The organism is Mesorhizobium liriopis (assembly GCF_024053505.1).
Classification (GTDB): domain Bacteria; phylum Pseudomonadota; class Alphaproteobacteria; order Rhizobiales; family Rhizobiaceae; genus Mesorhizobium_B; species Mesorhizobium_B liriopis.
Window position 1 is genome coordinate 262,818 of the sequence record NZ_JAMXQS010000004.1, and the last position, 21,537, is coordinate 284,354.

The 21,537-nt window shown below is 61.9% G+C and carries 22 protein-coding genes; 16 read left to right on the plus strand and 6 right to left on the minus strand.

Going from position 1 to position 21,537, the window contains the following annotated elements:
- Window positions 1-41: 41 nt before the first annotated feature.
- From NGM99_RS09155 to NGM99_RS09170, 4 genes are all read left to right on the plus strand, one after another.
- Window positions 42-389: a DoxX family protein gene (locus NGM99_RS09155; protein ID WP_252818173.1), complete on the plus strand. Its 348-nt coding sequence runs from the start codon at window positions 42-44 to the stop codon at window positions 387-389.
- A 129-nt stretch (window positions 390-518) separates the two neighbouring features.
- Window positions 519-1,871, plus strand: a complete 1,353-nt coding sequence (locus tag NGM99_RS09160; RefSeq protein WP_252818174.1) for an NAD(P)-dependent oxidoreductase — start codon at window positions 519-521, stop codon at window positions 1,869-1,871.
- Window positions 1,872-1,885: 14 nt separating this feature from the next.
- The gene (gene preA / locus NGM99_RS09165) at window positions 1,886-3,220 is read left to right on the plus strand and encodes an NAD-dependent dihydropyrimidine dehydrogenase subunit PreA (protein WP_252818176.1); all 1,335 of its coding nucleotides are present in this window, start codon (window positions 1,886-1,888) and stop codon (window positions 3,218-3,220) included.
- 90 nt (window positions 3,221-3,310) lie between these two features.
- Window positions 3,311-3,679: a DoxX family protein gene (locus NGM99_RS09170; RefSeq protein WP_252818178.1), complete on the plus strand. Its 369-nt coding sequence runs from the start codon at window positions 3,311-3,313 to the stop codon at window positions 3,677-3,679.
- Window positions 3,680-3,710: 31 nt separating this feature from the next.
- Here NGM99_RS09170 and NGM99_RS09175 read toward each other — a convergent pair whose 3' ends face one another.
- Window positions 3,711-4,133, minus strand: coding sequence for a type II toxin-antitoxin system VapC family toxin (locus tag NGM99_RS09175; RefSeq protein WP_252818179.1), 423 nt, complete (start codon window positions 4,131-4,133; stop codon window positions 3,711-3,713).
- Window positions 4,134-4,393: 260 nt separating this feature from the next.
- A complete protein-coding gene (locus tag NGM99_RS09180) occupies window positions 4,394-5,020 on the minus strand; it encodes a TetR family transcriptional regulator C-terminal domain-containing protein (protein WP_252818181.1) in 627 nt (208 codons plus the stop codon).
- A gap of 200 nt (window positions 5,021-5,220) precedes the next feature.
- On the opposite strand from NGM99_RS09180, the gene aptA reads away from it, so the two are divergent.
- The 7 genes from aptA to NGM99_RS09215 all read left to right on the plus strand — a co-directional run bounded on the left by aptA (window position 5,221) and on the right by NGM99_RS09215 (window position 12,200).
- Window positions 5,221-6,543, plus strand: coding sequence for an omega-aminotransferase AptA (gene aptA, locus NGM99_RS09185; protein ID WP_252818183.1), 1,323 nt, complete (start codon window positions 5,221-5,223; stop codon window positions 6,541-6,543).
- A 1-nt stretch (window position 6,544) separates the two neighbouring features.
- On the plus strand, window positions 6,545-6,835 hold the full coding sequence (locus tag NGM99_RS09190) for a cupin domain-containing protein (protein WP_252818185.1): 291 nt from the start codon (window positions 6,545-6,547) through the stop codon (window positions 6,833-6,835).
- The gene (locus NGM99_RS09195) at window positions 6,835-8,085 is read left to right on the plus strand and encodes a Zn-dependent hydrolase (RefSeq protein WP_252818186.1); all 1,251 of its coding nucleotides are present in this window, start codon (window positions 6,835-6,837) and stop codon (window positions 8,083-8,085) included. Before NGM99_RS09190 ends, NGM99_RS09195 begins: the two co-directional genes overlap by 1 nt.
- A gap of 189 nt (window positions 8,086-8,274) precedes the next feature.
- Complete coding sequence (locus tag NGM99_RS09200) at window positions 8,275-9,105, plus strand: ABC transporter ATP-binding protein (protein ID WP_252818188.1); 831 nt, start codon at window positions 8,275-8,277, stop codon at window positions 9,103-9,105.
- Between the two features lie 15 nt (window positions 9,106-9,120).
- Window positions 9,121-10,053, plus strand: coding sequence for an ABC transporter permease (locus NGM99_RS09205; protein WP_252818190.1), 933 nt, complete (start codon window positions 9,121-9,123; stop codon window positions 10,051-10,053).
- Window positions 10,050-11,201 (plus strand): ABC transporter permease, encoded by a 1,152-nt coding sequence (locus tag NGM99_RS09210; protein ID WP_252818192.1) that lies wholly within the window; start codon window positions 10,050-10,052, stop codon window positions 11,199-11,201. Before NGM99_RS09205 ends, NGM99_RS09210 begins: the two co-directional genes overlap by 4 nt.
- A 27-nt stretch (window positions 11,202-11,228) precedes the next feature.
- The gene (locus tag NGM99_RS09215; RefSeq protein WP_252818193.1) at window positions 11,229-12,200 is read left to right on the plus strand and encodes an ABC transporter substrate-binding protein; all 972 of its coding nucleotides are present in this window, start codon (window positions 11,229-11,231) and stop codon (window positions 12,198-12,200) included.
- An 81-nt stretch (window positions 12,201-12,281) separates the two neighbouring features.
- On the opposite strand, the gene NGM99_RS09220 is transcribed toward NGM99_RS09215, so the two are convergent.
- The 3 genes from NGM99_RS09220 to NGM99_RS09230 are packed head-to-tail and all read right to left on the minus strand — an operon-like array spanning window position 12,282 to window position 16,068.
- Entirely contained in the window at window positions 12,282-13,934 is a 1,653-nt protein-coding gene (locus tag NGM99_RS09220; protein ID WP_252818195.1) for a thiamine pyrophosphate-binding protein, read from the minus strand.
- Window positions 13,931-15,100: a CaiB/BaiF CoA transferase family protein gene (locus tag NGM99_RS09225; protein WP_252818197.1), complete on the minus strand. Its 1,170-nt coding sequence runs from the start codon at window positions 15,098-15,100 to the stop codon at window positions 13,931-13,933. The genes NGM99_RS09220 and NGM99_RS09225 overlap by 4 nt, the downstream gene beginning before the upstream one ends.
- Window positions 15,101-15,132: 32 nt before the next feature.
- Window positions 15,133-16,068 (minus strand): alpha/beta fold hydrolase, encoded by a 936-nt coding sequence (locus NGM99_RS09230; RefSeq protein ID WP_252818202.1) that lies wholly within the window; start codon window positions 16,066-16,068, stop codon window positions 15,133-15,135.
- 93 nt (window positions 16,069-16,161) lie between these two features.
- Here NGM99_RS09230 and ettA point away from each other — a divergent pair, with 93 nt between their 5' ends.
- The 3 genes from ettA (at window position 16,162) to NGM99_RS09245 (ending at window position 19,139) form a co-directional block, all read left to right on the plus strand.
- A complete protein-coding gene (gene ettA / locus NGM99_RS09235; protein ID WP_252818204.1) occupies window positions 16,162-17,811 on the plus strand; it encodes an energy-dependent translational throttle protein EttA in 1,650 nt (549 codons plus the stop codon).
- A gap of 236 nt (window positions 17,812-18,047) precedes the next feature.
- Window positions 18,048-18,440, plus strand: a complete 393-nt coding sequence (locus NGM99_RS09240) for a response regulator (protein WP_252818205.1) — start codon at window positions 18,048-18,050, stop codon at window positions 18,438-18,440.
- 90 nt (window positions 18,441-18,530) lie between these two features.
- The gene (locus NGM99_RS09245; protein WP_435371410.1) at window positions 18,531-19,139 is read left to right on the plus strand and encodes an MOSC domain-containing protein; all 609 of its coding nucleotides are present in this window, start codon (window positions 18,531-18,533) and stop codon (window positions 19,137-19,139) included.
- On the opposite strand, the gene NGM99_RS09250 is transcribed toward NGM99_RS09245, so the two are convergent.
- Complete coding sequence (locus tag NGM99_RS09250; protein ID WP_252818208.1) at window positions 19,140-19,460, minus strand: DUF2293 domain-containing protein; 321 nt, start codon at window positions 19,458-19,460, stop codon at window positions 19,140-19,142.
- 92 nt (window positions 19,461-19,552) lie between these two features.
- On the opposite strand from NGM99_RS09250, the gene NGM99_RS09255 reads away from it, so the two are divergent.
- Together NGM99_RS09255 and metF are read left to right on the plus strand one after the other, a co-directional pair.
- Entirely contained in the window at window positions 19,553-20,542 is a 990-nt protein-coding gene (locus NGM99_RS09255; protein ID WP_252818209.1) for an ArsR/SmtB family transcription factor, read from the plus strand.
- Window positions 20,539-21,462 (plus strand): methylenetetrahydrofolate reductase [NAD(P)H], encoded by a 924-nt coding sequence (metF, locus tag NGM99_RS09260; protein ID WP_252818210.1) that lies wholly within the window; start codon window positions 20,539-20,541, stop codon window positions 21,460-21,462. The genes NGM99_RS09255 and metF overlap by 4 nt, the downstream gene beginning before the upstream one ends.
- The last annotated feature ends 75 nt before the right edge of the window (window positions 21,463-21,537 follow it).

Here is a 21,537-nt window from a genome sequence, read left to right on the forward strand (position 1 = left end):
CGTCGGCGACACGAAGGCCGCCATTCACACAGGACGTGGAAATGCTGATCCTGAACTATTCCTGGGCCGTATGGCTGGCTTGGTTGCTCGCGGCCTTTTTCGTCATTAGCGGGGTGCTCAATCTGATCGGCTTCAAGCCTATGCAGGAGCAGTTGCTGGGGTGGGGATTTCCATCGTGGTTCCGGTTCGTGAACGGGATCTGCGATCTGCTGATCGGGGTGCTCATAGCTTGGTATCCGACGCGCGTGTTCGGGCTGATCCTCGGGGTCCTGCTTTGCGTGGTCATCTGGATCGTTCTGCTGCGCCATCGCGACTACGGGCACATGCTTCCTTCGGTTGTCCTTTTCGCGCTCCTGCTGGTGACAGCTTGGGGGCTACGGTTGCTGTGATCCAACAGAAATCTGGACCAAACTTATCAGATTTTAATCAAGCTAAATCAGTCCTTTATCTCGAAATTTGACCGATTGATAAAATTTTTGGGCATGCTAGCATCCTCTCAATAACAAGGGGAACACAGCATGGCCCAAGGCCAATTCACGGACGGCATCGTCGCCGGCCGGCTCGCGCCGCCCGATTATTCCGCGAACTTTTCAGACCTGCATCCGCCGCTCGACCAGCATGAGGCGCTGGTCGAAAGCGACCGCTGTTATTTCTGTTACGACGCGCCCTGCATGCAGGCATGCCCGACCTCGATCGACATCCCGTTGTTCATCCGCGAGATCTCGACGGGCAACCCGCTGGGGGCTGCCAAGACGATCTTCGACCAGAATATTCTCGGCGGCATGTGCGCCCGCGTGTGTCCGACCGAGACGCTCTGCGAGGAGGCTTGCGTTCGTGAGACTGCCGAGGGCAAGCCGGTGCAGATCGGGCGGCTCCAGCGCTTCGCCACCGATGTCGCGATGGGCGCGGGCCGGCAGTTCTACCAGCGCGCGGCAGACACAGGGAAATCGGTGGCCATCGTGGGAGCAGGGCCTGCGGGGCTCGCCTGCGCGCACCGGCTTTCGATGCTCGGGCATGCAGTGACGGTACTCGACGCGCGGCCCAAGCCGGGCGGGCTCAACGAATATGGCATCGCTGCCTACAAGACGCCTAACGGCTTCGCGCAGGCGGAGGTCGATTACATCACCGGCATCGGCGGCATCACCATCGAAAACGACAAGGCGCTCGGGCGCGACTTCTCGGTGTCCGGCCTGCTTGAGGAGCATGATGCGGTGTTTCTCGGCATGGGACTCGCCGGCGTCAATGCGTTGCGGGCCGAGGGAGAAGAGGCCCATAACGTCGAGAACGCGGTCGATTTCATCGCGACCCTGCGTCAGGCCTCGGACCTTTCGGGTATCAGGATCGGTCGTCGCGTGGTGGTGGTCGGCGGTGGCATGACGGCGGTGGATGCGGCGGTCCAGGCGCGGTTGCTGGGCGCTGAAGAGGTGACGATCGCCTACCGCCGCGGTCGCGAAAGCATGAATGCTTCGGCTTTCGAGCAGGACCTGGCGGCTTCGAAGGGCGTGAAGATCAGGCACTGGGTTCAGCCGCGTCGGGTGCTGACTGAAGGTGGCGAGGTGACGGGCGTCGAACTCGAGTATACGTCGTTCGAAGACGGACGTTTGAGCGGCACCGGCCAAACACTGGTGATCGAAGCCGATCAGGTCTTCAAAGCGATCGGACAAAATTTCGTGGCAGCACCGCTCAATGGCAGCGGTGAGAAGATCGCGGTCGAAGGCGGACGCATTGCGGTGGACGGCGAGGGTCGCACGACCATGCCGCGCGTTTGGGCGGGCGGCGATTGCGTGGGGGTAGGTGAAGACCTCACCGTCTCGGCCGTCGCCCAAGGGCGTGACGCCGCGATGAGCATTCACAAAGCACTGATAGGCTGAGGAGCACGAAACCCATGGCCGATATCCGCAGCGACTTCCTGGGCATCAAATCGCCGAACCCGTTCTGGCTTGCTTCCGCGCCGCCCACCGACAAGGCTTACAATGTCGTCCGTGCCTTTCAGGCGGGCTGGGGCGGCGTGGTGTGGAAGACGCTGGGCGAGGAAGGACCGCCCGTCGTCAACGTCAACGGGCCACGCTACGGTGCCATCTGGGGTGCCGACCGCCGCCTGCTCGGGCTCAACAATATCGAGCTCATCACCGACCGTCAGCTGCAGGTGAACCTGCAGGAGATGAAGCAGGTCAAGCGCGACTGGCCGGACCGCGCCATTATCGCATCGATCATGGTGCCCTGCGAAGAGCATGCCTGGAAGGCTATCCTGCCACTTGTCGAGGAAACCGAGGTCGATGGCATCGAGCTCAACTTCGGTTGCCCGCATGGCATGAGCGAGCGCGGCATGGGTTCGGCCGTGGGGCAGGTGCCCGAATATATCGAGATGGTGGCGCGCTGGTGCAAGCAATACACCCGCATGCCGGTGATCGTGAAGCTTACGCCCAACATCACCGATATCCGCTATCCGGCGCGCGCGGCGAAGCGCGGCGGGGCGGACGCGGTTTCGCTGATCAACACGATTTCCTCCATCGTTTCGGTGGATCTGGACGACTTTGCGCCGCAGCCGACCATCGACGGCAAAGGCAGCCATGGCGGCTATTGTGGCCCGGCGGTGAAGCCGATCGCGCTCAATATGGTGGCCGAAATCGCGCGCGATCCTGAGACGCGTGGGCTTCCGATCTCGGGCATCGGCGGCGTCACCACATGGCGCGACGCTGCCGAGTTCATGGCTCTGGGCGCGGGCAATGTGCAGGTCTGCACAGCGGCCATGACCTATGGCTTCAAGATCGTGCAGGAAATGATCACCGGCCTGTCGAACTGGATGGATTCAAAGGGCCATCAGCGGCTTGAGGACTTCATCGGCCGTGCGACGCCGAATGTCACCGACTGGCAGTATCTCAACCTCAACTACGTCACCAAAGCGCATATCGATCAGGACCTCTGCATCAAATGCGGCCGCTGCCATATCGCCTGCGAGGACACTTCGCATCAGGCGATCACCAATATGCTGGACGGCGTGCGCCACTTCGAGGTGATCGAAGAGGAGTGCGTGGGCTGCAATCTTTGCGTGAATGTCTGCCCCGTACAGGATTGCATCACGATGGAGCGCCTGGCCCCAGGCGATCTCGATCGCCGCACGGGCAAGGTGGTGGAGCCGACCTACGCCAACTGGACCACGCATCCCAACAACCCGATGCACCGCGAGGCGCCCGTGCAGGTTCCGGAACCGGCGGAATAAGGACGCGCCAAGACAAGGGGACAACTCTCTGAAACGAGTTCCCCGCTTCGCCGACATGCTTTAACCCCTGAGCGATCGGGGGATTTCCTTATGATTTCAGCTGGGCTTCTGATGCTGGTCGGGCGCGTCATCTTCGGCGCGTTCTTTTTGATCGCCGGCATCCGCAATTTCGCGCATTTCGGCGAGCGCCGTGCTGGGCCGACCAACTATGGCTGGCGATTGCCGGCCATGGTGATGGGGGTAGGGTTTGCGATCCAAGTGCTGGGCGGTCTGGCGCTGATCTTCGGCGTCTGGCTCGTGCCCGCTGCGCTGGCGCTGATCGTGTTCCTCATCGCCGCGACGACTTGCTACCATAATCCTCTGATGTTCCCGAAAGGCGAGCGCGACCTCCACATCTATCTGGTGCTGGTGAACATCACGCTGGTGGGCGGGTTGCTGATGGTAATGAGCGTGACCTAAAGCGCCAAAGGCGCCAGCTGAATTTCACCAGCTAGTCTATTCGTTTCGGGAAATAGCGGACGTTCGGTAGGCCCTCGAAGTGCTTGTCGCAGGTTAGAAGCGGCGTATTGGTGTGCAATGCTACGGTGTAGATTATGGCATCCGCGGTGGCCAGTTTATGCCTTCGACTGATGGTTGCTGCTCGAAGCGCGAGTGAAGCATGAAGCGGCACAACCACGCACTTTTGCGTATAGGCAATCACGGCCTCAGCTGTTGCTGAATCTGCTTCTCGCTCCAGCCATTTGGCAAGTTCAAACTGCACGAGCGTCGGCACAATGCAGCGCTCGCGCGTCGGAAATGCGGAAAGTGCGTCAGGCGGAAGAACACCTTTGAGCGAGTCTACCCATATTGAGGTGTCGACGGTCGCTGGTTCAATATCGGTCGTCGCGATCCCGGTAATTGGTCGGATCGGCATTGGGCAGGATACCTAACAGGTCTTCGAGCTTCGGGACCGGTACCAATTTCACGCCGGTCTCGGTTGGAACATAGGCCAGTTCCTGACCTACTTCCCAGCCTTGCTCTAGACGAATTGCCTCTGGCACCGATATGGTGAAATCAGAGGATATGACTGTAGCATTAGCCATCCGTTTTACCCCGGTGCAACCTATGCGATCATGCGATCGCAACCCGAATATACGTATTCTGCTCTCGCGATGGAAGATTGCCTATCGCAGGTCACGACGGTAGCAGGCCCCTTACAAACAACTCCTCCAGAAACCGTGCAGCATCCTCGAAGCGGCCTTCGCCGCCGCGATCCGGTCCGAGCACGGCGCGCACCTGGACGTCGAAGTCGGCGTAGTGCTGCGTCGTCGCCCAGATGGCGAAGATGAGGTGCCAAGGGTCGGTGCGCCGGATGCGGCCTTGGCGCATCCAGTCGCGGAGGACAGCGGATTTTTCGTCAACGAGTTCGCGCAGTTCGCCTTGCAACAGCGGCAGGATGCGCGGTGCGCCTTGCAGGACTTCATTGGCGAAAAGGCGGCTTTCGCGGGGAAAATCGCGCGACATTTCGAGCTTGCGGCGAATATAGGAACGCAGTTCGGAGACCGGATCGCCCTGCGCTGAGAGAGCGCGCAACGGGTCGAGCCACTTTTCGAGCATCCGTCCGATCAGCTCGACATGGATGTCTTCCTTGCGGCGGAAATAATAGAGAAGGTTGGGTTTGGACATGCCGGCCGCGTCCGCGATGCGGTCGATGGTGGCACCGCGAAAGCCTTCGGCGGAGAACACGTCGAGCGCGGCTTCGAGGATCGCCTCCCGCTTTTCGTTCTGGATTCGGGTGCGGGGGCGGACCGCTATATTCATGCGACTTCCCGTCCCACATCGCTGGCATAGAGACCGCTTTTCTGTGGTGCGACAGCGGGGAGCTTCATCCGATTATGTTCGCCTTGACCGCAAGGGGAGCGGTGTTAACAGTTGGACCAATTGGTCAAACACCCGCCTAGCATGGGCGGACTGGAAGCACCAAGCATCCCGCGAGAACAAGAGAAAACAGGGAAAGCCCGATGCTGAACAAGGTGACGCCGAACAATCTCGATGCGTTCTGGATGCCGTTCACGGCGAACCGGCAATTCAAGCAGGCGCCACGCATGTTCGTGGCTGCCAAGGACATGCATTACACGACGGCCGACGGCCGCCAGGTGCTCGATGGCACGGCGGGTCTGTGGTGCGTCAACGCCGGCCACTGCCGGCCGAAGATCACGGAGGCCATCGCGCAGCAGGCGGGCGAGCTCGATTATGCGCCGGCCTTCCAGATGGGGCACCCGATCGCCTTCGAATTCGCGAACCGTGTGGTCGATGTGGCGCCCGACGGGCTCGACCATGTGTTCTTCACCAATTCCGGCTCGGAATCTGTCGAGACCGCGCTGAAGATCGCGCTGGCTTATCATCGTGTAAAAGGCGAGGGGTCGCGTTTCCGCCTGATCGGGCGGGAGCGCGGCTATCATGGCGTCAATTTCGGCGGCATCTCGGTGGGCGGCATCGTCACCAACCGCAAGATGTTCGGCACTCTTCTGACCGGCGTCGATCATCTGCCGCACACCCATCTCCCGGGCAAGAACGCATTCACGCGCGGCGAGCCGGAGCACGGCGTGGATCTGGCCGACGAGCTCGAGCGCATCGTCACGCTGCATGATGCCTCGACGGTGGCGGCCGTGATCGTCGAGCCGGTGTCGGGCTCGACCGGTGTGCTGGTACCGCCAAAGGGTTACCTTCAGCGTCTGCGCGACATCTGCACCAAGCACGGCATTCTTCTGATTTTCGATGAGGTCATCACCGGTTTCGGTCGCCTGGGCACGCCTTTCGCCGCTGACTATTTCGGCGTGAAACCCGACATCATGGTCACCGCCAAAGGCATCACCAATGGCGTGATCCCGATGGGCGGCGTGTTCGTGACCAGCGACATTCACGACGCCTTCATGAACGGGCCCGAGCACCTGATCGAGTTCTTCCACGGCTACACCTATTCGGGCAACCCGATCGCTTCGGCCGCCGGCATCGCGACGATCGAGACCTATAAGGAAGAGGGGCTGCTTACGCGCGGTGCCGAACTCGCCTCTTATTGGGAAGATGCGCTGCATTCCTTGAAAGACGTGCGCAACGTGATCGATATCCGCAATATCGGCCTGATCGGTGCGATCGAGTTGCAGCCGATCGCTGGCTCACCCACCAAGCGTGCCTTCTCGGCGTTCCTCAAGGCTTTCGAAAAGGGCATCCTGATCCGTACGACGGGCGACATCATTGCGCTGTCGCCGCCGCTGATCATCGAAAAGAGCCATATCGACCAGCTCTTCGGTACGCTGCGCGACGTGCTCAACGAGATCGAATGACATGGTCCGCCCGCAGGCGACCGGCACGGTTCTGATCGACGACGCCAAAGTGCGCGTCACGCGATGGGACTTCGTGCCGGGCGCCGAGACGGGCTGGCATCGACATGGCATGGATTATGTGGTGACGACCGTCACGCCCTGCTCGTTTCTGTTGGAGGAACCGGGTGGCGGCGAGCGGCGGGTGGAAATGGAGGCCGGCGTCGCCTATCGCCGTGAGGAGGGCGTCGAGCACAATGTGGTCAACGGTGGCGCGGCCCCGATGAGTTTCGTGGAAGTGGAGTTGAAGGGCTGATGGCATCACCCGGCGAGAACATGCGTATCAATGCCGACCGGCTTTGGGACTCGCTGATGGAAATGGCGCAGATCGGGCCGGGCATCGCGGGCGGCAACAACCGCCAGACGCTGACCGACGAGGACGGCGAGGGACGCCGACTGTTCCAAACGTGGTGCGAAGAAGCCGGGCTCATCATGGGCGTCGACCAGATGGGCACCATGTTCGCGCGGCGCGAGGGCACGGACCCCGAAGCGCTGCCGGTCTATGTGGGCAGCCATCTCGATACGCAGCCGACGGGCGGCAAGTTCGACGGCGTGCTGGGCGTGCTTGGCGGGCTCGAGGTGATCCGCTCGCTCAATGATCTCGGCATCAAGACCAAACACCCCATCGTCGTGACCAACTGGACCAACGAGGAGGGCGCGCGTTTCGCGCCGGCCATGCTGGCGTCGGGCGTGTTCGCGGGCGTCCATGAGCAGGACTGGGCCTATGCCCGCACCGATGCCAAAGGGAAAGTCTTCGGCCAGGAATTGGAACGCATCGGCTGGAAGGGCGATGAGCCGGTCGGGCAGCGCAAGATGCACGCTTTCTTCGAGCTGCATATCGAGCAGGGGCCGATCCTCGAAGACGAGGACTACGATATCGGCGTGGTCACACACGGCCAAGGGCTGAAATGGCTGCAGGTCACGCTGACGGGCAAGGAGGCGCATACCGGCTCGACGCCGATGTTCAAGCGCCGCAATGCCGGGCTCGGCATGGCCCGCGTAACGGAGCTCGTCCATGAGGTCGCCATGGACTACCAGCCCGATGCCGTTGGCGCGGTCGGGCACATGGAAGTCTATCCGAACTCGCGCAACATCATTGCCGGGCGCACCGTCTTCACCATCGATATCCGCTCGCCGGAAAAAGAGGTGCTCGACACGATGGATGCGCGCATCCGCGAAGGGATCGAGACGATCTGCGATGCGCTCGATATCCAGTTCGCCATCGAGCAGGTTGGCCATTTCGATCCGGTGACCTTCGACGAGAATTGTGTGAAGGCCGTGCGCGATGCCGCCGAACGGCTGGGCTACTCGCATCGCGATATCGTTTCGGGGGCCGGGCACGACGCGTGCTGGATCAACCGCGTGGCGCCGACTGCGATGATCTTCTGCCCCTGCGTGGATGGCTTGAGCCATAACGAGGCGGAGGAGATCAGCAAGGAGTGGGCGGGTGCCGGGTGCGACGTGCTGTTCCATGCGGTTGTCGAGACGGCTCAGATCGTCGAATAGAACGATCCCTTGTTAAGATGGCTTAGGAACACTCGCGCTTAAGCCGATGATGTTGCGAAAGCTGTGCGCGCGTATGATCGTGTGCAGCCATTCTCCTTTCAACGCCTTGACCACTCGGTCAAAAATCTCTGCGAGCAAGCTGCCTGTCCTATGGACAGGTCTCTCAAACTGCTGTCATTCTCGGCAGCCATGAACGTGATAGCCAGCCCATTGAAGCCAGCCGACGTCGTGCCCAGACCCTCCGGCGCCTCCGTTGTCGAGGCCCGTGGGCTTGGGCTGACGTTCAAGACGAATGATGGGCCGGTTCAGGCCTTGACCGACGTGAACCTGTCGATCGGCAAAGGTGAGTTCGTCTCGTTTATCGGCCCGTCGGGTTGCGGCAAGACCACGTTCCTGCGCGTGATCGCCGATCTCGAACGGCCGACCGCAGGCACGATCCATGTGAACGGCATGACGCCCGAGCAGGCACGTGAGGCGCGGGCCTATGGATATGTGTTTCAGGCGGCAGCGCTTTATCCGTGGCGCACGATCGAGCACAATGTAGCACTGCCGTTGGAAATCATGGGCATTGGAAAAGCGGAGCGCGAGGAGCGGATCAAGCGTACGCTGGCCTTGGTCAATCTGTCGGGATTCGAGAAGAAATTTCCCTGGCAATTGTCGGGCGGCATGCAGCAGCGCGCATCAATTGCGCGCGCGCTCGCCTTCGATGCGGACCTGCTTTTGATGGACGAGCCCTTCGGCGCACTGGACGAAATCGTGCGCGACCACCTCAACGAGCAGTTGCTGCAGCTTTGGGCGCGAACGAACAAGACGATCTGCTTCGTGACGCATTCGATCCCCGAGGCGGTCTATCTTTCGACGCGCATCGTGGTGATGAGCCCCCGTCCGGGGCGGGTGACGGACGTGATCGAAAGCACCTTGCCGCATGAACGGCCGCTGGATATCCGCGAGACGCCTGAGTTTCTGGCGATTGCCCATCGTGTGCGAGAGGGGCTTCGCGCCGGGCACTCCTATGACTGACGTCCAGGTGCCGGCATGAGCGCGATTGCGGCACCGGGCGCAGGAACGGGCTTGGAACCGCTGGGGCTGTGGGCGCGGCTCAGCTCAGGACGCACGCTGCCGGTGCTGTCTATTCTCTTGGTGCTGATCGCCATTTGGTATGTCGCGGCTTTCTCACTGAACGCGCCGTTTCAGCGTCGGCTCGATGGCGAAAGCGCGCCGGGCGGCACGTTGGCCTTCGTTGAACGGACGCTCAACCAGGCGAAGCCGACACTGCCGAGCCCGCATCAGGTGGCGCAGAATGTGCTCGAGAACACGTTCCTGCGCAAAGTCACCAGCAATCGTAGCCTTGTGTACCATGCTGGCGTGACGCTCTCTTCGACAGTGCTGGGCTTCGTACTCGGCACGACGCTTGGCATCCTGATCGCGGTCGGCATCGTGCATGTGGTGACGCTGGAGCGCAGCCTGATGCCGTGGATCATCGCCTCGCAGACGGTGCCGATCCTGGCCGTCGCGCCGATGATCATCGTTGTGCTTGCGGCGGTCGGCATTACGGGCCTGTTGCCCAAGGCGCTGATCTCGACCTACCTGTCTTTCTTTCCGGTCACCGTCGGCATGGTGAAGGGTTTACGCTCCCCCGAGACCAACCATCTCGACCTGATGCATACCTACAATGCCAGCCCGGCACAGACTTTCTGGAAGCTGCGCCTGCCGGCATCCGTGCCGTTCCTGTTTGCGTCCATGAAGGTGGCGGTCGCGGCAAGCCTTGTGGGTGCCATCGTGGGTGAGCTGCCGACAGGAGCAGTAGCTGGGATCGGAGCGAAGCTGCTCTCGGGCGCCTATTACAGCCAGACGGTGGATATGTGGGCTGCACTTGTCGCGGGGTCAGTGGTTGCAGCCTTGCTCGTGACGCTGGTCGGCATCGCCTCTCGCGTGGTCGAACGTGCCATGGGAGCGCGGCCGGCATGAGGTTGCGGTTCGCTTGGCAGCCGGTTCTCGCGCTGGCGCTTCTGATCCTCGCGTCCTTCTTTCCCTCGATGACGATGGGCGCGTTGGATGCTGAGGCCAACCCGACGGCAACAGTCCAAGTGCCGTTTGATGGGACGAGTACTCTGATCTCGCTCTTGCTGGCGGCCGGGGCGATCTTGTCGCTTGTTCGTCTTCCGAAGACTGCCGAAGCACTGATCCTGCTCGTCGCGTCCTTCGGGGCGGCCTGGATGCTGGTCTCCGGCATCAGCGGTGCCGAAGGTTCGGCACTTGCGCCCTTCTTTCTCAAGCTCGCAGCAAGCTGGTTTCTCGCATGGCGCGCAGCCTCGGTGCTATCGAACCTTTCGCCGATCTCCGCCAGCGCGCGAACCTTGCTCCGGCTCCTCGTCCCGGCCTTGTTTGGGGCCTGGGTCCTGATCCTTTGGGAGGCCATCGTGCGTGGGGCGGGCGTGCCGTTCATTCTCCTGCCGCCGCCGAGCGCCATCGGGTTGCGCCTCGTGAGTTCTGTGCCGACGCTTTGGGCCGATGTGAACCAGACCATCTTCAAGTCGGTCATCGCCGGTTATGTGGCAGGTTGTGGCTTGGGCTTCGGAGCGGCGGTGCTGGCCGACCGCTACGGCTTTTTGCGGCGCGGGCTTCTGCCGATCGGCAACATGGTGTCGGCACTACCGATCATCGGGGTGGCGCCCATCCTCGTGAACCTTCTCGGCTTCGACTGGCAGTCGAAGGCGGCGGTCGTAATCGTGATGACCTTCTTTCCGATGCTGGTGAACACCATCGCCGGGCTTTCGGCGTCGGGCCATATGGAGCGCGACCTGATGCGCACCTATGCATCGAATTACTGGCAGACGCTGCTCAAGCTCAGGCTGCCTGCCGCGATGCCCTTCATCTTCAATGCGCTCAAGATCAATTCCACGCTGGCCTTGATCGGGGCAATCGTGGCCGAGTTCTTCGGCACGCCGGTGGTCGGCATGGGCTTCCGTATCTCCACGGAAGTCGGGCGCATGAACATCGACATGGTCTGGGCCGAGATCGCGGTTGCCGCGCTCGTCGGCTCTCTCTTTTATGGCGGACTAGCCCTCGCAGAAAGGGCGGTCACGTTCTGGCATCCCTCTGTCCGTGGTGGATAGAGGGGCAACTTCAGAGGGAAAACAACAATGAAGAAACTGATGGTCTCGTTGGCAGGCGGCGCGCTGTCGCTGATGGCAGCACAGGCTGATGCGGCTGACTCACTTACTCTGCAGCTCAAATGGGTCACGCAGGCGCAGTTCGCAGGCTATTATGTCGCCAAGGAAAAGGGCTTCTACGAAGACGAAAACCTCGACGTCACGATCAAGCCGGGCGGCCCGGATATCGCGCCCGAGCAGGTGATCGCCGGTGGCGGCGCCGACGTGATCGTGGACTGGATGGGCGGTGCGCTGGCCGCGCGCGAAAAGGGGGTTGGCCTCGTCAACATCGCGCAGCCGTTCAAGAAGGCCGGCATGGAACTGGTCTGTCCCAAGGATGGGCCGATCAAGACCGAGGCCGATTTCAAGGGCCGCACGCTCGGTGTCTGGTTCTTCGGCAACGAGTACCCGTTCTATGCCTGGATGAACAAACTCGGCCTCTCGACCGAAGGCGGCGCTGACGGCGTGACGGTGCTCAAGCAGAGCTTCGACGTGCAGCCCCTGATCCAGAAGCAGGCCGACTGCATCTCGGTGATGACCTACAACGAATACTGGCAGCTGATGGATGCGGGCTACAAGCCTGAGGACCTCACCGTCTTCAACTATTCGGCCATGGGCAACGACCTGCTCGAAGACGGGCTCTATGCGATGGAAGACAAGCTGAAGGATCCGGCGTTTGCCGACCAGATGGTTCGCTTCGTCCGCGCCTCGATGAAGGGCTGGAAATATGCCGTCGAGAACCCGGACGAGGCGGCGGAGATCGTCATGGACAATGGCGGGCAGGACGAGAACCACCAGAAGCGCATGATGACGGAGGTGGCGAAGCTGATCGACAACGGCGACGGCAAGCTCGTGCAGGAAGCCTACGACCGCACCGAGAGGGCGTTGCTCGACCAGAAGATCATCATCAAGAAGCCGGAAGGCGCCTGGACGAGCGCCATCACGGACAAAGCGGTTCAGTGAGGCAGGTCAACAAGACCGTTGAATAAGAGGGGCGGGCGACCGCCCCTTCTCTTTTGGTCATCTGCATCGAAATGCTGTCGATCAGAGCTTCTCCCGGATCTGCGTCAGGGTCCGGGTCGGCGTGATGGCCTCCACGTCGAGCCTTATTTCGATCAGCGCCGGCTTGCCGCTGGCCTTCGCGCGCTCGAAGGCGGCTGCGAATTCTTCGGTGCGCTCAACCACTTCGCCGTGGCCGCCATAGGCGCGGGCGAGGGCGGCAAAATCAGGGTTGTTGAGATCGGTTCCTTCGACGCGGGCGGGATATTCGCGTTCCTGATGCATGCGGATCGTGCCGTAGGACCCGTTGTTGACGACGATCACGATGATCGCTGCGCCATATTGGACGGCGGTGGCGAATTCCTGACCATTCATGAGGAAGCAGCCGTCGCCGGCGAACGCGATCACTGTGCGCTCGGGGAAGATCATCTTGGCCGCAACTGCGGCTGGCGTGCCGTAGCCCATGGAGCCCGATGTGGGGGCGGCCTGGGTCTGGAAGCGTCGGAAGCGGTGGAAGCGGTGGACCCAGGTTGCATAGTTGCCTGCACCGTTCGTCAGGACCGCGTCGTCGGGCAGAACCTCTTCGAGGTGGGCAATGATCGGGCCCATCTGCACCGCGCCGGGGCCTTCGGTGGGTGGCGTGGACCATTTGCGATAGTCGCCGTGCAGGATCAGCGTCTGATCGGCGAAGGGCGGCGGGATCTCGGGCAGATTCGCGGCGAAGGCCTCCGCAAAGGCCGCGGGGCTCGCATGAATGGGAAGCGTGGGACGGTAAACGCGGCCGAGTTCGCCTGCATCCGGGTAGACATGGACCAGCGTCTGGTCGGGATAGGGGCTTTTAAGCAGCGTGTAGTCGGATGAGGGCATCTCGCCCATGCGCGCGCCGACAAGGATCAGGAGGTCGGCCTGTTTTATCGTCTCGGCGAGCCTGGGGTTGACGCCGATGCCGACATCGCCGGCATAGCAGGGATGGAGTGCGTCGAAGAGAGCCTGCCGGCGGAAGGAGCAGCCGATCGGCAGGCCCCAGGCCTCGGTCGCCTTCTGCATGTCGTTGACGGCTTTTTCCGTCCAGCGCGAGCCACCGAGGATCATGAAGGGACGCTCGGCAGCAGCGAGAAGGCGGTAGAACTCCTCCATCTCAGGGCGGCCGGGACGGGTTTCGACCGGGACATGAGCCAACGGCGCAACCGTCTCGACTTCGTCGGTCAGCATGTCTTCAGGCAACGCGATCACCACCGGACCGGGGCGACCCGAGGTGGCGACGGCAAAGGCGCGTGTGACGATTTCTGGAATGCGGCGGGCATCGTCGATTTCGGTGACCCATTTGGCGATCGGGCCGAAGAAGGCGCGGTAGTCGACCTCCTGGAAGGCCTCGCGGTCGCGGATGCCACGTGCGATCTGGCCGATGAAGAGGATCATCGGCGTGGAATCTTGGCTGGCGATATGGATGCCGGCGGAAGCATTGGTGGCACCAGGGCCGCGTGTGACGAAGCAGATGCCGGGTTTGCCCGTCAGCCGCCCTTCGCAATCCGCCATCATGGCCGCACCGCCTTCCTGACGACAGACGACAGTTCGGATCGGCGAGTCGTGAAGGGCATCCAGAACCGCGAGATAGGATTCGCCCGGCACGCAGAAGATCCGCTCGACGCCGTTGGCCTCGAGCGCGTCCACGATAAGTTGGCCGCCGGTGCGGGTCATGGCTTGGTCTCCAGTTCGGCCAGGATTTCCTCGGTGTGCTGACCGAGGCGCGGGGATGGGCGGTCGTAGGATAACGGCGTTTCCGACAGCGTGATAGGCGCGCGGACGGAGGGAAGAGTTGCGCCGGCATCGTCCGAAAGCGCAAGCTGTATGCCGCGCGCTTTAACCTGCGGATCGCTGAACATCTCTGCGATGGTGTTGATCGGGCTCGCGGGCACGCCGGCAGTTTCGAGGCGTGCGAGTAGAGCGCTGCGGTTGCATTCCGCGAGGACCGGCATGATGAACTCGCGCAAAGCTGTTCGGTTCTCAACGCGGGCAGCATTGGTGGCGAAGCGTGGGTCCATGAAGGCGCCGAGACCGAGAACTTCGCAGAAACGGCGGAATTGGCCGTCATTGCCCACCGCGAGAATGAAATGGCCATCCGCCACCGGGAGTACCTCGTAGGGCGCGATGTTGGGGTGGGCATTACCCATCGCGACGGGCGATTTGCCGGAAACGAGGAAGTTCATGTTCTGGTTGGCGAGAACGGCGATCTGTGTGTCGAACAGGCTCATGTCGATGTGCTGGCCCTGACCGGTCGCCTCGGCATGGCGAAGGGCGGCCTGAATGGCGATCACGGAATAAAGGCCCGTAAAGATGTCGGCCACCGCGACGCCGACCTTTTGCGGCTCGCCGCCCGCCGGGCCAGTGACAGACATCAGACCCGACATGCCCTGGATGATAAAATCGTAGCCCGCGCGCGAGGCATAAGGGCCGGTCTGCCCGAAGCCTGTGATCGAGCAATAAACCAGACGCGGATTGATGGCGCGTAGTGATTGGTAATCGAGGCCGTACTTCGCGAGCCCGCCGACGCGGAAGTTCTCGATCAATACATTGGCCTGACTGATCAGCTTGCGCAGCGTCTCGGCGCCGTCGGGTCGTGAGAAGTCGATGGCGACCGAACGCTTGCCGCGATTACAGGCGTGGAAGTAGGCGGCGGACAGGTCTTCCCCGTTTGCACCTTCCACAAAGGGTGGGCCCCATATGCGGGTGTCGTCGCCACCTTGCGGATTCTCGATCTTGATCACATCGGCGCCGAGATCGGCGAGGCATTGCCCGGCCCATGGACCGGCTAGGATGCGGGCAAGTTCGATGACGCGGATGCCATGGAGCGGGGGGCGGGACATGGGTCCGGCTGTAGCAATCCTCCCTGGCTCTGTCATGCGGTGCGCAGGGAGATTCGGTCGATCCAGCCGACGAAGTCGGCAGTGATGATGTTTCGATTCAACTCGTTCAAGGATTCGTGCCGCGTGTCTGCGTAGATCGTTGTTTCGAGATTCGAAAAGCCCAACCCCTGTAGGCGGGCATCGAGGTTCTGCACGGCCTTGCCGCGATCCGTGGCAGGATCATCCGCACCGCCGACCAGATGGAACGGCAGCTCGCGGGGCAGTCTGAGAAAATTGCGGTCGTCCGCGCCACGAAAGACGAAGTCGAATACGTCCTGCCACATGGAGACGGATGCATCCCAGCCGCAGAGTGGATCGGCGATGTACTTCGCGACCTCCACGTCGTCACGCGAAAGCCAGTCGAAGGGCGTTCGTGCGTTCGGCGCCTGCGCGCCCCAGGCCTGAAATGTCAGGCGCGGCAGGAGCCGGGAGGGCACGTCGGAGCCGAGGCGGAATTGCTCCCAGGCGAGCATGGCTTGTGCAACGCGCCCGAGAAGGCCGGCAGAGAAATTGGCATTCCAGATGGCTGCGGCCTGGACGCGGTCTGGGTGACGAAGCACGAAGTCGAGCGCGATCAGCCCACCCATGGAATGGCCGAAGATGATGACTGGCCGACTGGGCCAGCGATTGGCGATGACATCATGAACTGCGAGAACGTCGTCGATCACCACGTCGGCGCCCGCTTCCTTGGCAAACCGCCCAAGCGGCGCGTTTGGCGCCCGGGTTGTGCCGTGGCCGCGATGATCGTGCGCGATGCTGGCGATGCCCTGCGTAGCCAGAGCCTCCATGAAGCGCTGGTAGCGGGCGGCATGTTCGGCGAGGCCGTGGTTGATCTGAACCACTGCGCGGACAGGCGTTTCGGCTTCTTTCAGAAGGACGTTCAGCGTTGATCCGCTGGGCGCGTGATGGATGAGTCTTTCGAGCGCCATCGATCTCCTCCGCACGCCGCATTGCTCATTGGCCGCCTTTCGCCTAAATGAGCGCCACATTCCAAAACAGTAGTGCAGGCAGGATCAGCGCGCGTGGCACGCCAGTTCATTTATCATATGTCGGGCCTGAACAAGGCCTATGGCACCAAGAAGGTGCTCGAAAACATCCATCTTTCCTTCTACCCGGACGCCAAGATCGGCATTCTGGGCCCGAACGGCTCGGGTAAGTCGACGATCCTCAAGATCATGGCCGGGCTCGACAAGGAGTATTCCGGTGAGGCCTGGATGGCCGAAGGCGCGACGGTCGGCTACCTCGCGCAGGAGCCTGAGCTCGACCCGGCGCTCAACGTCAAGGGCAACGTCATGGAAGGCGTGGCCAGGAAGACGGCCATCATCGACCGCTACAACGAGTTGATGATGAACTATTCGGACGAGACGGCCGATGAGGCCGCCAAGCTTCAGGACGTCATCGACAGCCAGAACCTCTGGGATCTCGAACAGCAGGTCGAGATGGCGATGGAAGCGCTTCAGTGCCCCCCGGCCGATGCCGACGTGACTTCGCTTTCGGGCGGCGAGCGCCGTCGCGTGGCGCTGTGCCGCCTGCTTCTGCAGCAACCCGACCTTCTCCTTCTCGACGAGCCGACCAACCACCTGGACGCCGAGACCACCGCTTGGCTCGAGAAGCATCTGCGCGAATATCCGGGCTCGGTGCTGATCATCACCCACGATCGCTACTTCCTCGACAATGTGACTGGCTGGATCCTCGAACTCGATCGCGGCCGCGGCATTCCTTATGAGGGCAATTACACCAAGTACCTGGACGCCAAGGCCAAGCGCCTGATTCAGGAAGGCCGCGAGGACGATGCGCGGCAGAAAGCGATCTGGCGCGAGCGCGAGTGGATTGCCTCGAGCCCGAAGGCCCGTCAAACCAAGTCGAAGGCCCGTATCAAGGCCTACGAGGATCTGGTGGAAGCGGCCGACAATCGCCGCCCGACCGATACGCAGATCGTCATCCCGGCCGGCGAGCGGCTCGGCAATGTGGTGATCGAAGTCAACGATCTCGACAAGGCCTTCGGCGAGCGCCTCCTGATCGAGGATCTGTCGTTCCGCCTGCCGCCCGGCGGCATTGTGGGCATCATCGGGCCGAACGGTGCGGGCAAGACCACGTTGTTCAAGATGATCACCGGCCAGGAAACGCCGGACGATGGCGTGATCCGCGTCGGCGAAACGGTGAAGCTCGGCTATGTCGATCAGAGCCGCGATGCGCTCGACCCGAACAAGACCGTTTGGGAAGAGATTTCGGGTGGTGCCGAAGTGATCAAGCTCGGCAAGCACGAGGTGAACAGCCGCGCCTACTGCTCGTCGTTCAACTTCCGTGGCGGCGACCAGCAGCAGAAGGTGGGCAACCTTTCGGGCGGCCAGCGCAACCGCGTGCACTTGGCGAAAATGCTGAAGAATGGCGGCAACGTGCTGCTGCTCGACGAACCGACCAACGATCTCGACACCGAGACGCTGGGCGCGCTCGAGGATGCGTTGGAGGCTTATGCCGGCTGCGCGGTCATCATCAGCCACGACCGCATGTTCCTCGACCGTATGGCGACACATATGCTCGCTTTCGAAGGCGACAGCCATGTGGAGTGGTTCGAAGGCAACTTCGAAGAATACGAGAAGGACAAGGTGCGCCGTCTGGGACCCGAAGCTGTGAACCCCAAGCGTGTGACCTATAAGCGCCTCACACGCTGATCGTTAGCCGCGTTGCGAGCTCCCGGTTTTTTCGACCGGGAGCTTGTTATCCGGCGCGTGGGCCACCGGGCTTGCCACATTATTCGGTTGTGTGGAGATCAAGCCACGAAAAAGGCCAAGTGCGCCTTGATTGGCGTTAACGGGTGGCCGCAAATGTGGCAGTTCGGATGCCAACGAGGCATGCGAAGTTTTCTTGCAGGACGACCTCCCTGCGAGCAGGGATGCAAGGATAGTCGATGTCAGCCAGTGCCAGCGATGAAGGGACCAAGGGTCTCTCGGTTTTCGTTGTGGAAGACGAAGCGCTTGTGGCGCTGAACCTCGAAGACATGCTGGCTGAACTCGGGTGCACAATCATCGGGCCGGTGATGCGGCTCGACCGCGCGGAGCAGATGCTGGCTGACGGCATCGACGCGGATGTTGCCATCCTCGACGTCAATGTCGCGGGACAGATGGTTTTCCCGTTCGCGCGGCGGTTGGCCGAAAACGGCGTCCCGATCGTTTTCGCAACCGGCTATGGCCGCGCAGGCCTGCCGGAGGATCTGCATGACATGCCGATCCTGCAGAAGCCATACACCATGGATGATGTGGCGCTCGGCCTGCGCTCGGCGGTCTCGAACAAGAGCGCCTGAAATCCGGTTTCATCGACACCAAACATTTGCGCTTTACCGGCGCATGTCTCTGCCGGCATCATTCGCCTTCCGATAATCTGAAAGATGCCGATGCAGCATGTGCTTTTCGAGGATGCGGCCCGCAAGATCATTCCGGCCCGCAAACTGGAAGGCACGGTAGCCGGCGTTTATCGCGCTGGCGGCGCGCATTTCGAAACCGAAGCCGTCGACGAGCTGGTGCTCGGCTTCGAGGGTATCGCAGGCGATCTTCATGCCGGGTGGACGCGCCGCTCCGGGTCACGTGAACCCTGGTACAAGCGCGGCACCGAGATGCGCAACGAGCGGCAGCTGACGCTTGTGGCGCCGAGCGAACTGGCACTGGTGGCAAGTGCCATGGCGATCCGCTCGGTCGAGCCCGAGTGGCTCGGCGCAAACCTTTCGCTCGACGGAATTCCACATCTTTCCATGCTGCCTTCCGGCACGCTGATCTTCTTCGAAAGCGGGGCGACGCTGAAGGTGGACGCCCAGAACGGACCATGCCGTGATGCCGGGCGTCAGATCGCCTTGAGAGCCCGGATCGATGACCCGCAAAAAGGCGAGTTGCTGTTTCCTCGTGTTGCCAAGCGGTTGCGTGGTCTCGTCGCCTGGGTGGAGAGGCCCGGCACGATCCGCAGGGGCGAAACCGCGAAACTGCGTATTCCCGAGCAGTGGATCTACTGATCAGCTTTCGTCTTCGACGTCGGGGTCGAGCAGCCGCGTCGCACGCCAGCCGGTCAGCACACGGTTGATGTCGTCCACCACGAAGAAGCGGGCCGAGTCGCGATCGTAGCCATCATCCATCAGCGCGTCGTAGTCCGTGTGCTGGTGACGGACATGTGCGACCGTTGCAAGCCAGACCGCGATGGTTGGCGGCAAGGCGCGCAGGTGGGGCGCGCTGGAGTCCAGCCGGATCTGCTCGATATCCGAGTAGGGCGCCATCGGCAGTAGGGCAGTTAGGGCTTTGGCCAGAGCGCGTTGGCGATGAGTGGCAGGAGCTCGCATGGCATCGGTTTAGCACCGAATCCGAAAACTTTGCTTGCACGCAGCACTACCGTCATATAAGCATATCTTTATGTGTGAAGGGAGGCGTTGCTTTGAGCTCCGATCTCGATCGTTTCGTTGACAGTCTCAAAGCGGCCGCCGAGCCGAGCCGGCTGCGCATCCTGGCGCTGCTGGGGCAGGGTGATCTGACCGTTTCCGATATCACTGAAATCCTCGGCCAATCACAGCCGCGCGTGTCGCGCCATCTGCGCCTCTTGAGCGAAGCATCGCTGATCAGCCGATATCAGGAGGGCTCGTGGGCCTATTTCCGTTTGACGGATGCCACACGCGAATTCGTGACGAGCCTTGTCGGCCGCATCGCGCCCGAAGACGTGCAGCTTTCGCGCGACCATGAACGGCTCGGCGTCGTGAAGCAAAGGCGGCAGGCGAGGGCGGCGGACTATTTCAGCCGCAACGCCGAGAGCTGGGACGCCATTCGTTCGCTCCATGCGCCTGACGAGGCTGTGGAAGGTGCTCTCATCGAGGCGGTTGGCAAGCGACCGTTCCAAGCCATGCTCGATCTCGGCACCGGCACGGGACGGATGCTGGAAATTTTTGCACCGCTCTATCGACGCGGCGTTGGGCTGGACCTGTCGCGCGAAATGCTGAGTGTGGCGCGTGCCAATCTCGATCGGGCGGGTCTGGCTCATGCGCAGGTGCGTCAGGGAGACCTGTTCGCAGCACCTGTCGAGCGTGACGCGTTCGATCTCGTGACGATGCATCAGGTGTTGCACTACCTCGATGATCCGGCCGCCGCGATCCGAGAGGCGGCGAAGTATCTCCGCCCTGCGGGCCGTCTCGTCGTGGTCGATTTCGAAAGCCACGGCTTGGAATTCCTGCGTGAGGCTCACGCGCATGCGCGCCTTGGATTCACGGATGCACAGATGGCCGATTGGTTCGCCAAGGCCGGGCTTGAGGCGGAGAGCCCGCGCCGCATCGAAGCAGGCGGCCGCGATAAACTCACCGTCAAGCTTTGGATCGGACGCGACCCGCGTTTGTTGATTGCCGAACCGGCGTCCCAGAACAGCAGGGAACTCGCATGAACACTAAATTTCCTTTTTCGCGCCGCTCCGATATCGGCAGCCGTATCCATGTCTCGTTCGAGTTCTTTCCGCCCAAGAACGACGAGATGGAATCCAAACTCTGGCAGACGATTGAACGGCTTGCACCGCTTTCGCCGGATTTCGTGTCGGTCACCTATGGGGCAGGCGGTTCGACGCGCGAGCGCACTGTGCGCACGGTCCGGCGAATCCTCAACGAGACCGCGCTGAAACCGGCCGCTCACCTGACCTGCGTGGACGCGACCCAGGCGGAAGTCGACGAGGTGATCGGCGAATTCGCTGCGATGGGCGTAAGGCGCTTCGTGGCACTGCGCGGCGATCCGAAAGAGGGGGTGGGCTCCGCCTACCAGCCGCATGACGGGGGCTACGAGAACGGTGCGGAACTGGTGGGCGCGCTGAAGCGCCAGGGTGAGTTCGACGTGTCTGTTTCCGCCTATCCCGAGAAACATCCCGAAAGCCCGGATTTCGCGACCGATATCGAAATGCTGAAGCGCAAGGTCGATCAGGGTGCCTCGCGCGCGATCACCCAGTTCTTTTTCGATAACGACCTGTTCGAGCGCTATGTCGAGCGTGTCCGCCGCGCGGGCATTTTGATACCGATCGTGCCGGGCATTCTGCCGGTGCACAACTTCGCGCAGGTTTCGAGCTTTTCGAAACGCGCCGGCGCGCATGTGCCTCAATGGCTGGCCGACCGGTTCGATGGGCTGGAGAACGACCCACAGACGCATATGCTGGTGGCAGCGGCGGTTACAGCCGAGCAGGTGCTCGACTTGGTGGAGCGCGGCGTAAGCGACTTCCACTTCTATACGATGAACCGCGCGGATCTGGTTTACGCCATCTGTCATCTGATCGGGATCAGGGAAAAGGCAAGCACGCGAACTGTGGAGAGTGTTGCGGCTTGAGGGGGCGTTAGGCCGGGCTTGGGCCGCGTTGCCGTCCCTTCAACGCCGCTCCTGAAACCACACGCTATTCCGGGC

Coding starts and splice junctions, on each gene's coding strand:
- NGM99_RS09210 (WP_252818192.1), top strand. CDS start 10,050: ATGAGGTTGCGGTTCGCTTGGCAGCCGGTTCTCGCGCTGGCGCTTCTG.
- NGM99_RS09175 (WP_252818179.1), bottom strand. CDS start 4,133: ATGCCGATCCGACCAATTACCGGGATCGCGACGACCGATATTGAACCA.
- aptA (WP_252818183.1), top strand. CDS start 5,221: ATGCTGAACAAGGTGACGCCGAACAATCTCGATGCGTTCTGGATGCCG.
- NGM99_RS09170 (WP_252818178.1), top strand. CDS start 3,311: ATGATTTCAGCTGGGCTTCTGATGCTGGTCGGGCGCGTCATCTTCGGC.
- metF (WP_252818210.1), top strand. CDS start 20,539: ATGAACACTAAATTTCCTTTTTCGCGCCGCTCCGATATCGGCAGCCGT.
- NGM99_RS09220 (WP_252818195.1), bottom strand. CDS start 13,934: ATGACCCGCACCGGCGGCCAACTTATCGTGGACGCGCTCGAGGCCAAC.
- NGM99_RS09205 (WP_252818190.1), top strand. CDS start 9,121: ATGAGCGCGATTGCGGCACCGGGCGCAGGAACGGGCTTGGAACCGCTG.
- NGM99_RS09190 (WP_252818185.1), top strand. CDS start 6,545: ATGGTCCGCCCGCAGGCGACCGGCACGGTTCTGATCGACGACGCCAAA.
- NGM99_RS09250 (WP_252818208.1), bottom strand. CDS start 19,460: ATGCGAGCTCCTGCCACTCATCGCCAACGCGCTCTGGCCAAAGCCCTA.
- preA (WP_252818176.1), top strand. CDS start 1,886: ATGGCCGATATCCGCAGCGACTTCCTGGGCATCAAATCGCCGAACCCG.
- NGM99_RS09160 (WP_252818174.1), top strand. CDS start 519: ATGGCCCAAGGCCAATTCACGGACGGCATCGTCGCCGGCCGGCTCGCG.
- NGM99_RS09230 (WP_252818202.1), bottom strand. CDS start 16,068: ATGGCGCTCGAAAGACTCATCCATCACGCGCCCAGCGGATCAACGCTG.
- NGM99_RS09240 (WP_252818205.1), top strand. CDS start 18,048: ATGTCAGCCAGTGCCAGCGATGAAGGGACCAAGGGTCTCTCGGTTTTC.
- NGM99_RS09245 (WP_435371410.1), top strand. CDS start 18,531: ATGCAGCATGTGCTTTTCGAGGATGCGGCCCGCAAGATCATTCCGGCC.
- NGM99_RS09215 (WP_252818193.1), top strand. CDS start 11,229: ATGAAGAAACTGATGGTCTCGTTGGCAGGCGGCGCGCTGTCGCTGATG.
- NGM99_RS09180 (WP_252818181.1), bottom strand. CDS start 5,020: ATGAATATAGCGGTCCGCCCCCGCACCCGAATCCAGAACGAAAAGCGG.
- NGM99_RS09155 (WP_252818173.1), top strand. CDS start 42: ATGCTGATCCTGAACTATTCCTGGGCCGTATGGCTGGCTTGGTTGCTC.
- NGM99_RS09195 (WP_252818186.1), top strand. CDS start 6,835: ATGGCATCACCCGGCGAGAACATGCGTATCAATGCCGACCGGCTTTGG.
- NGM99_RS09200 (WP_252818188.1), top strand. CDS start 8,275: ATGAACGTGATAGCCAGCCCATTGAAGCCAGCCGACGTCGTGCCCAGA.
- NGM99_RS09225 (WP_252818197.1), bottom strand. CDS start 15,100: ATGTCCCGCCCCCCGCTCCATGGCATCCGCGTCATCGAACTTGCCCGC.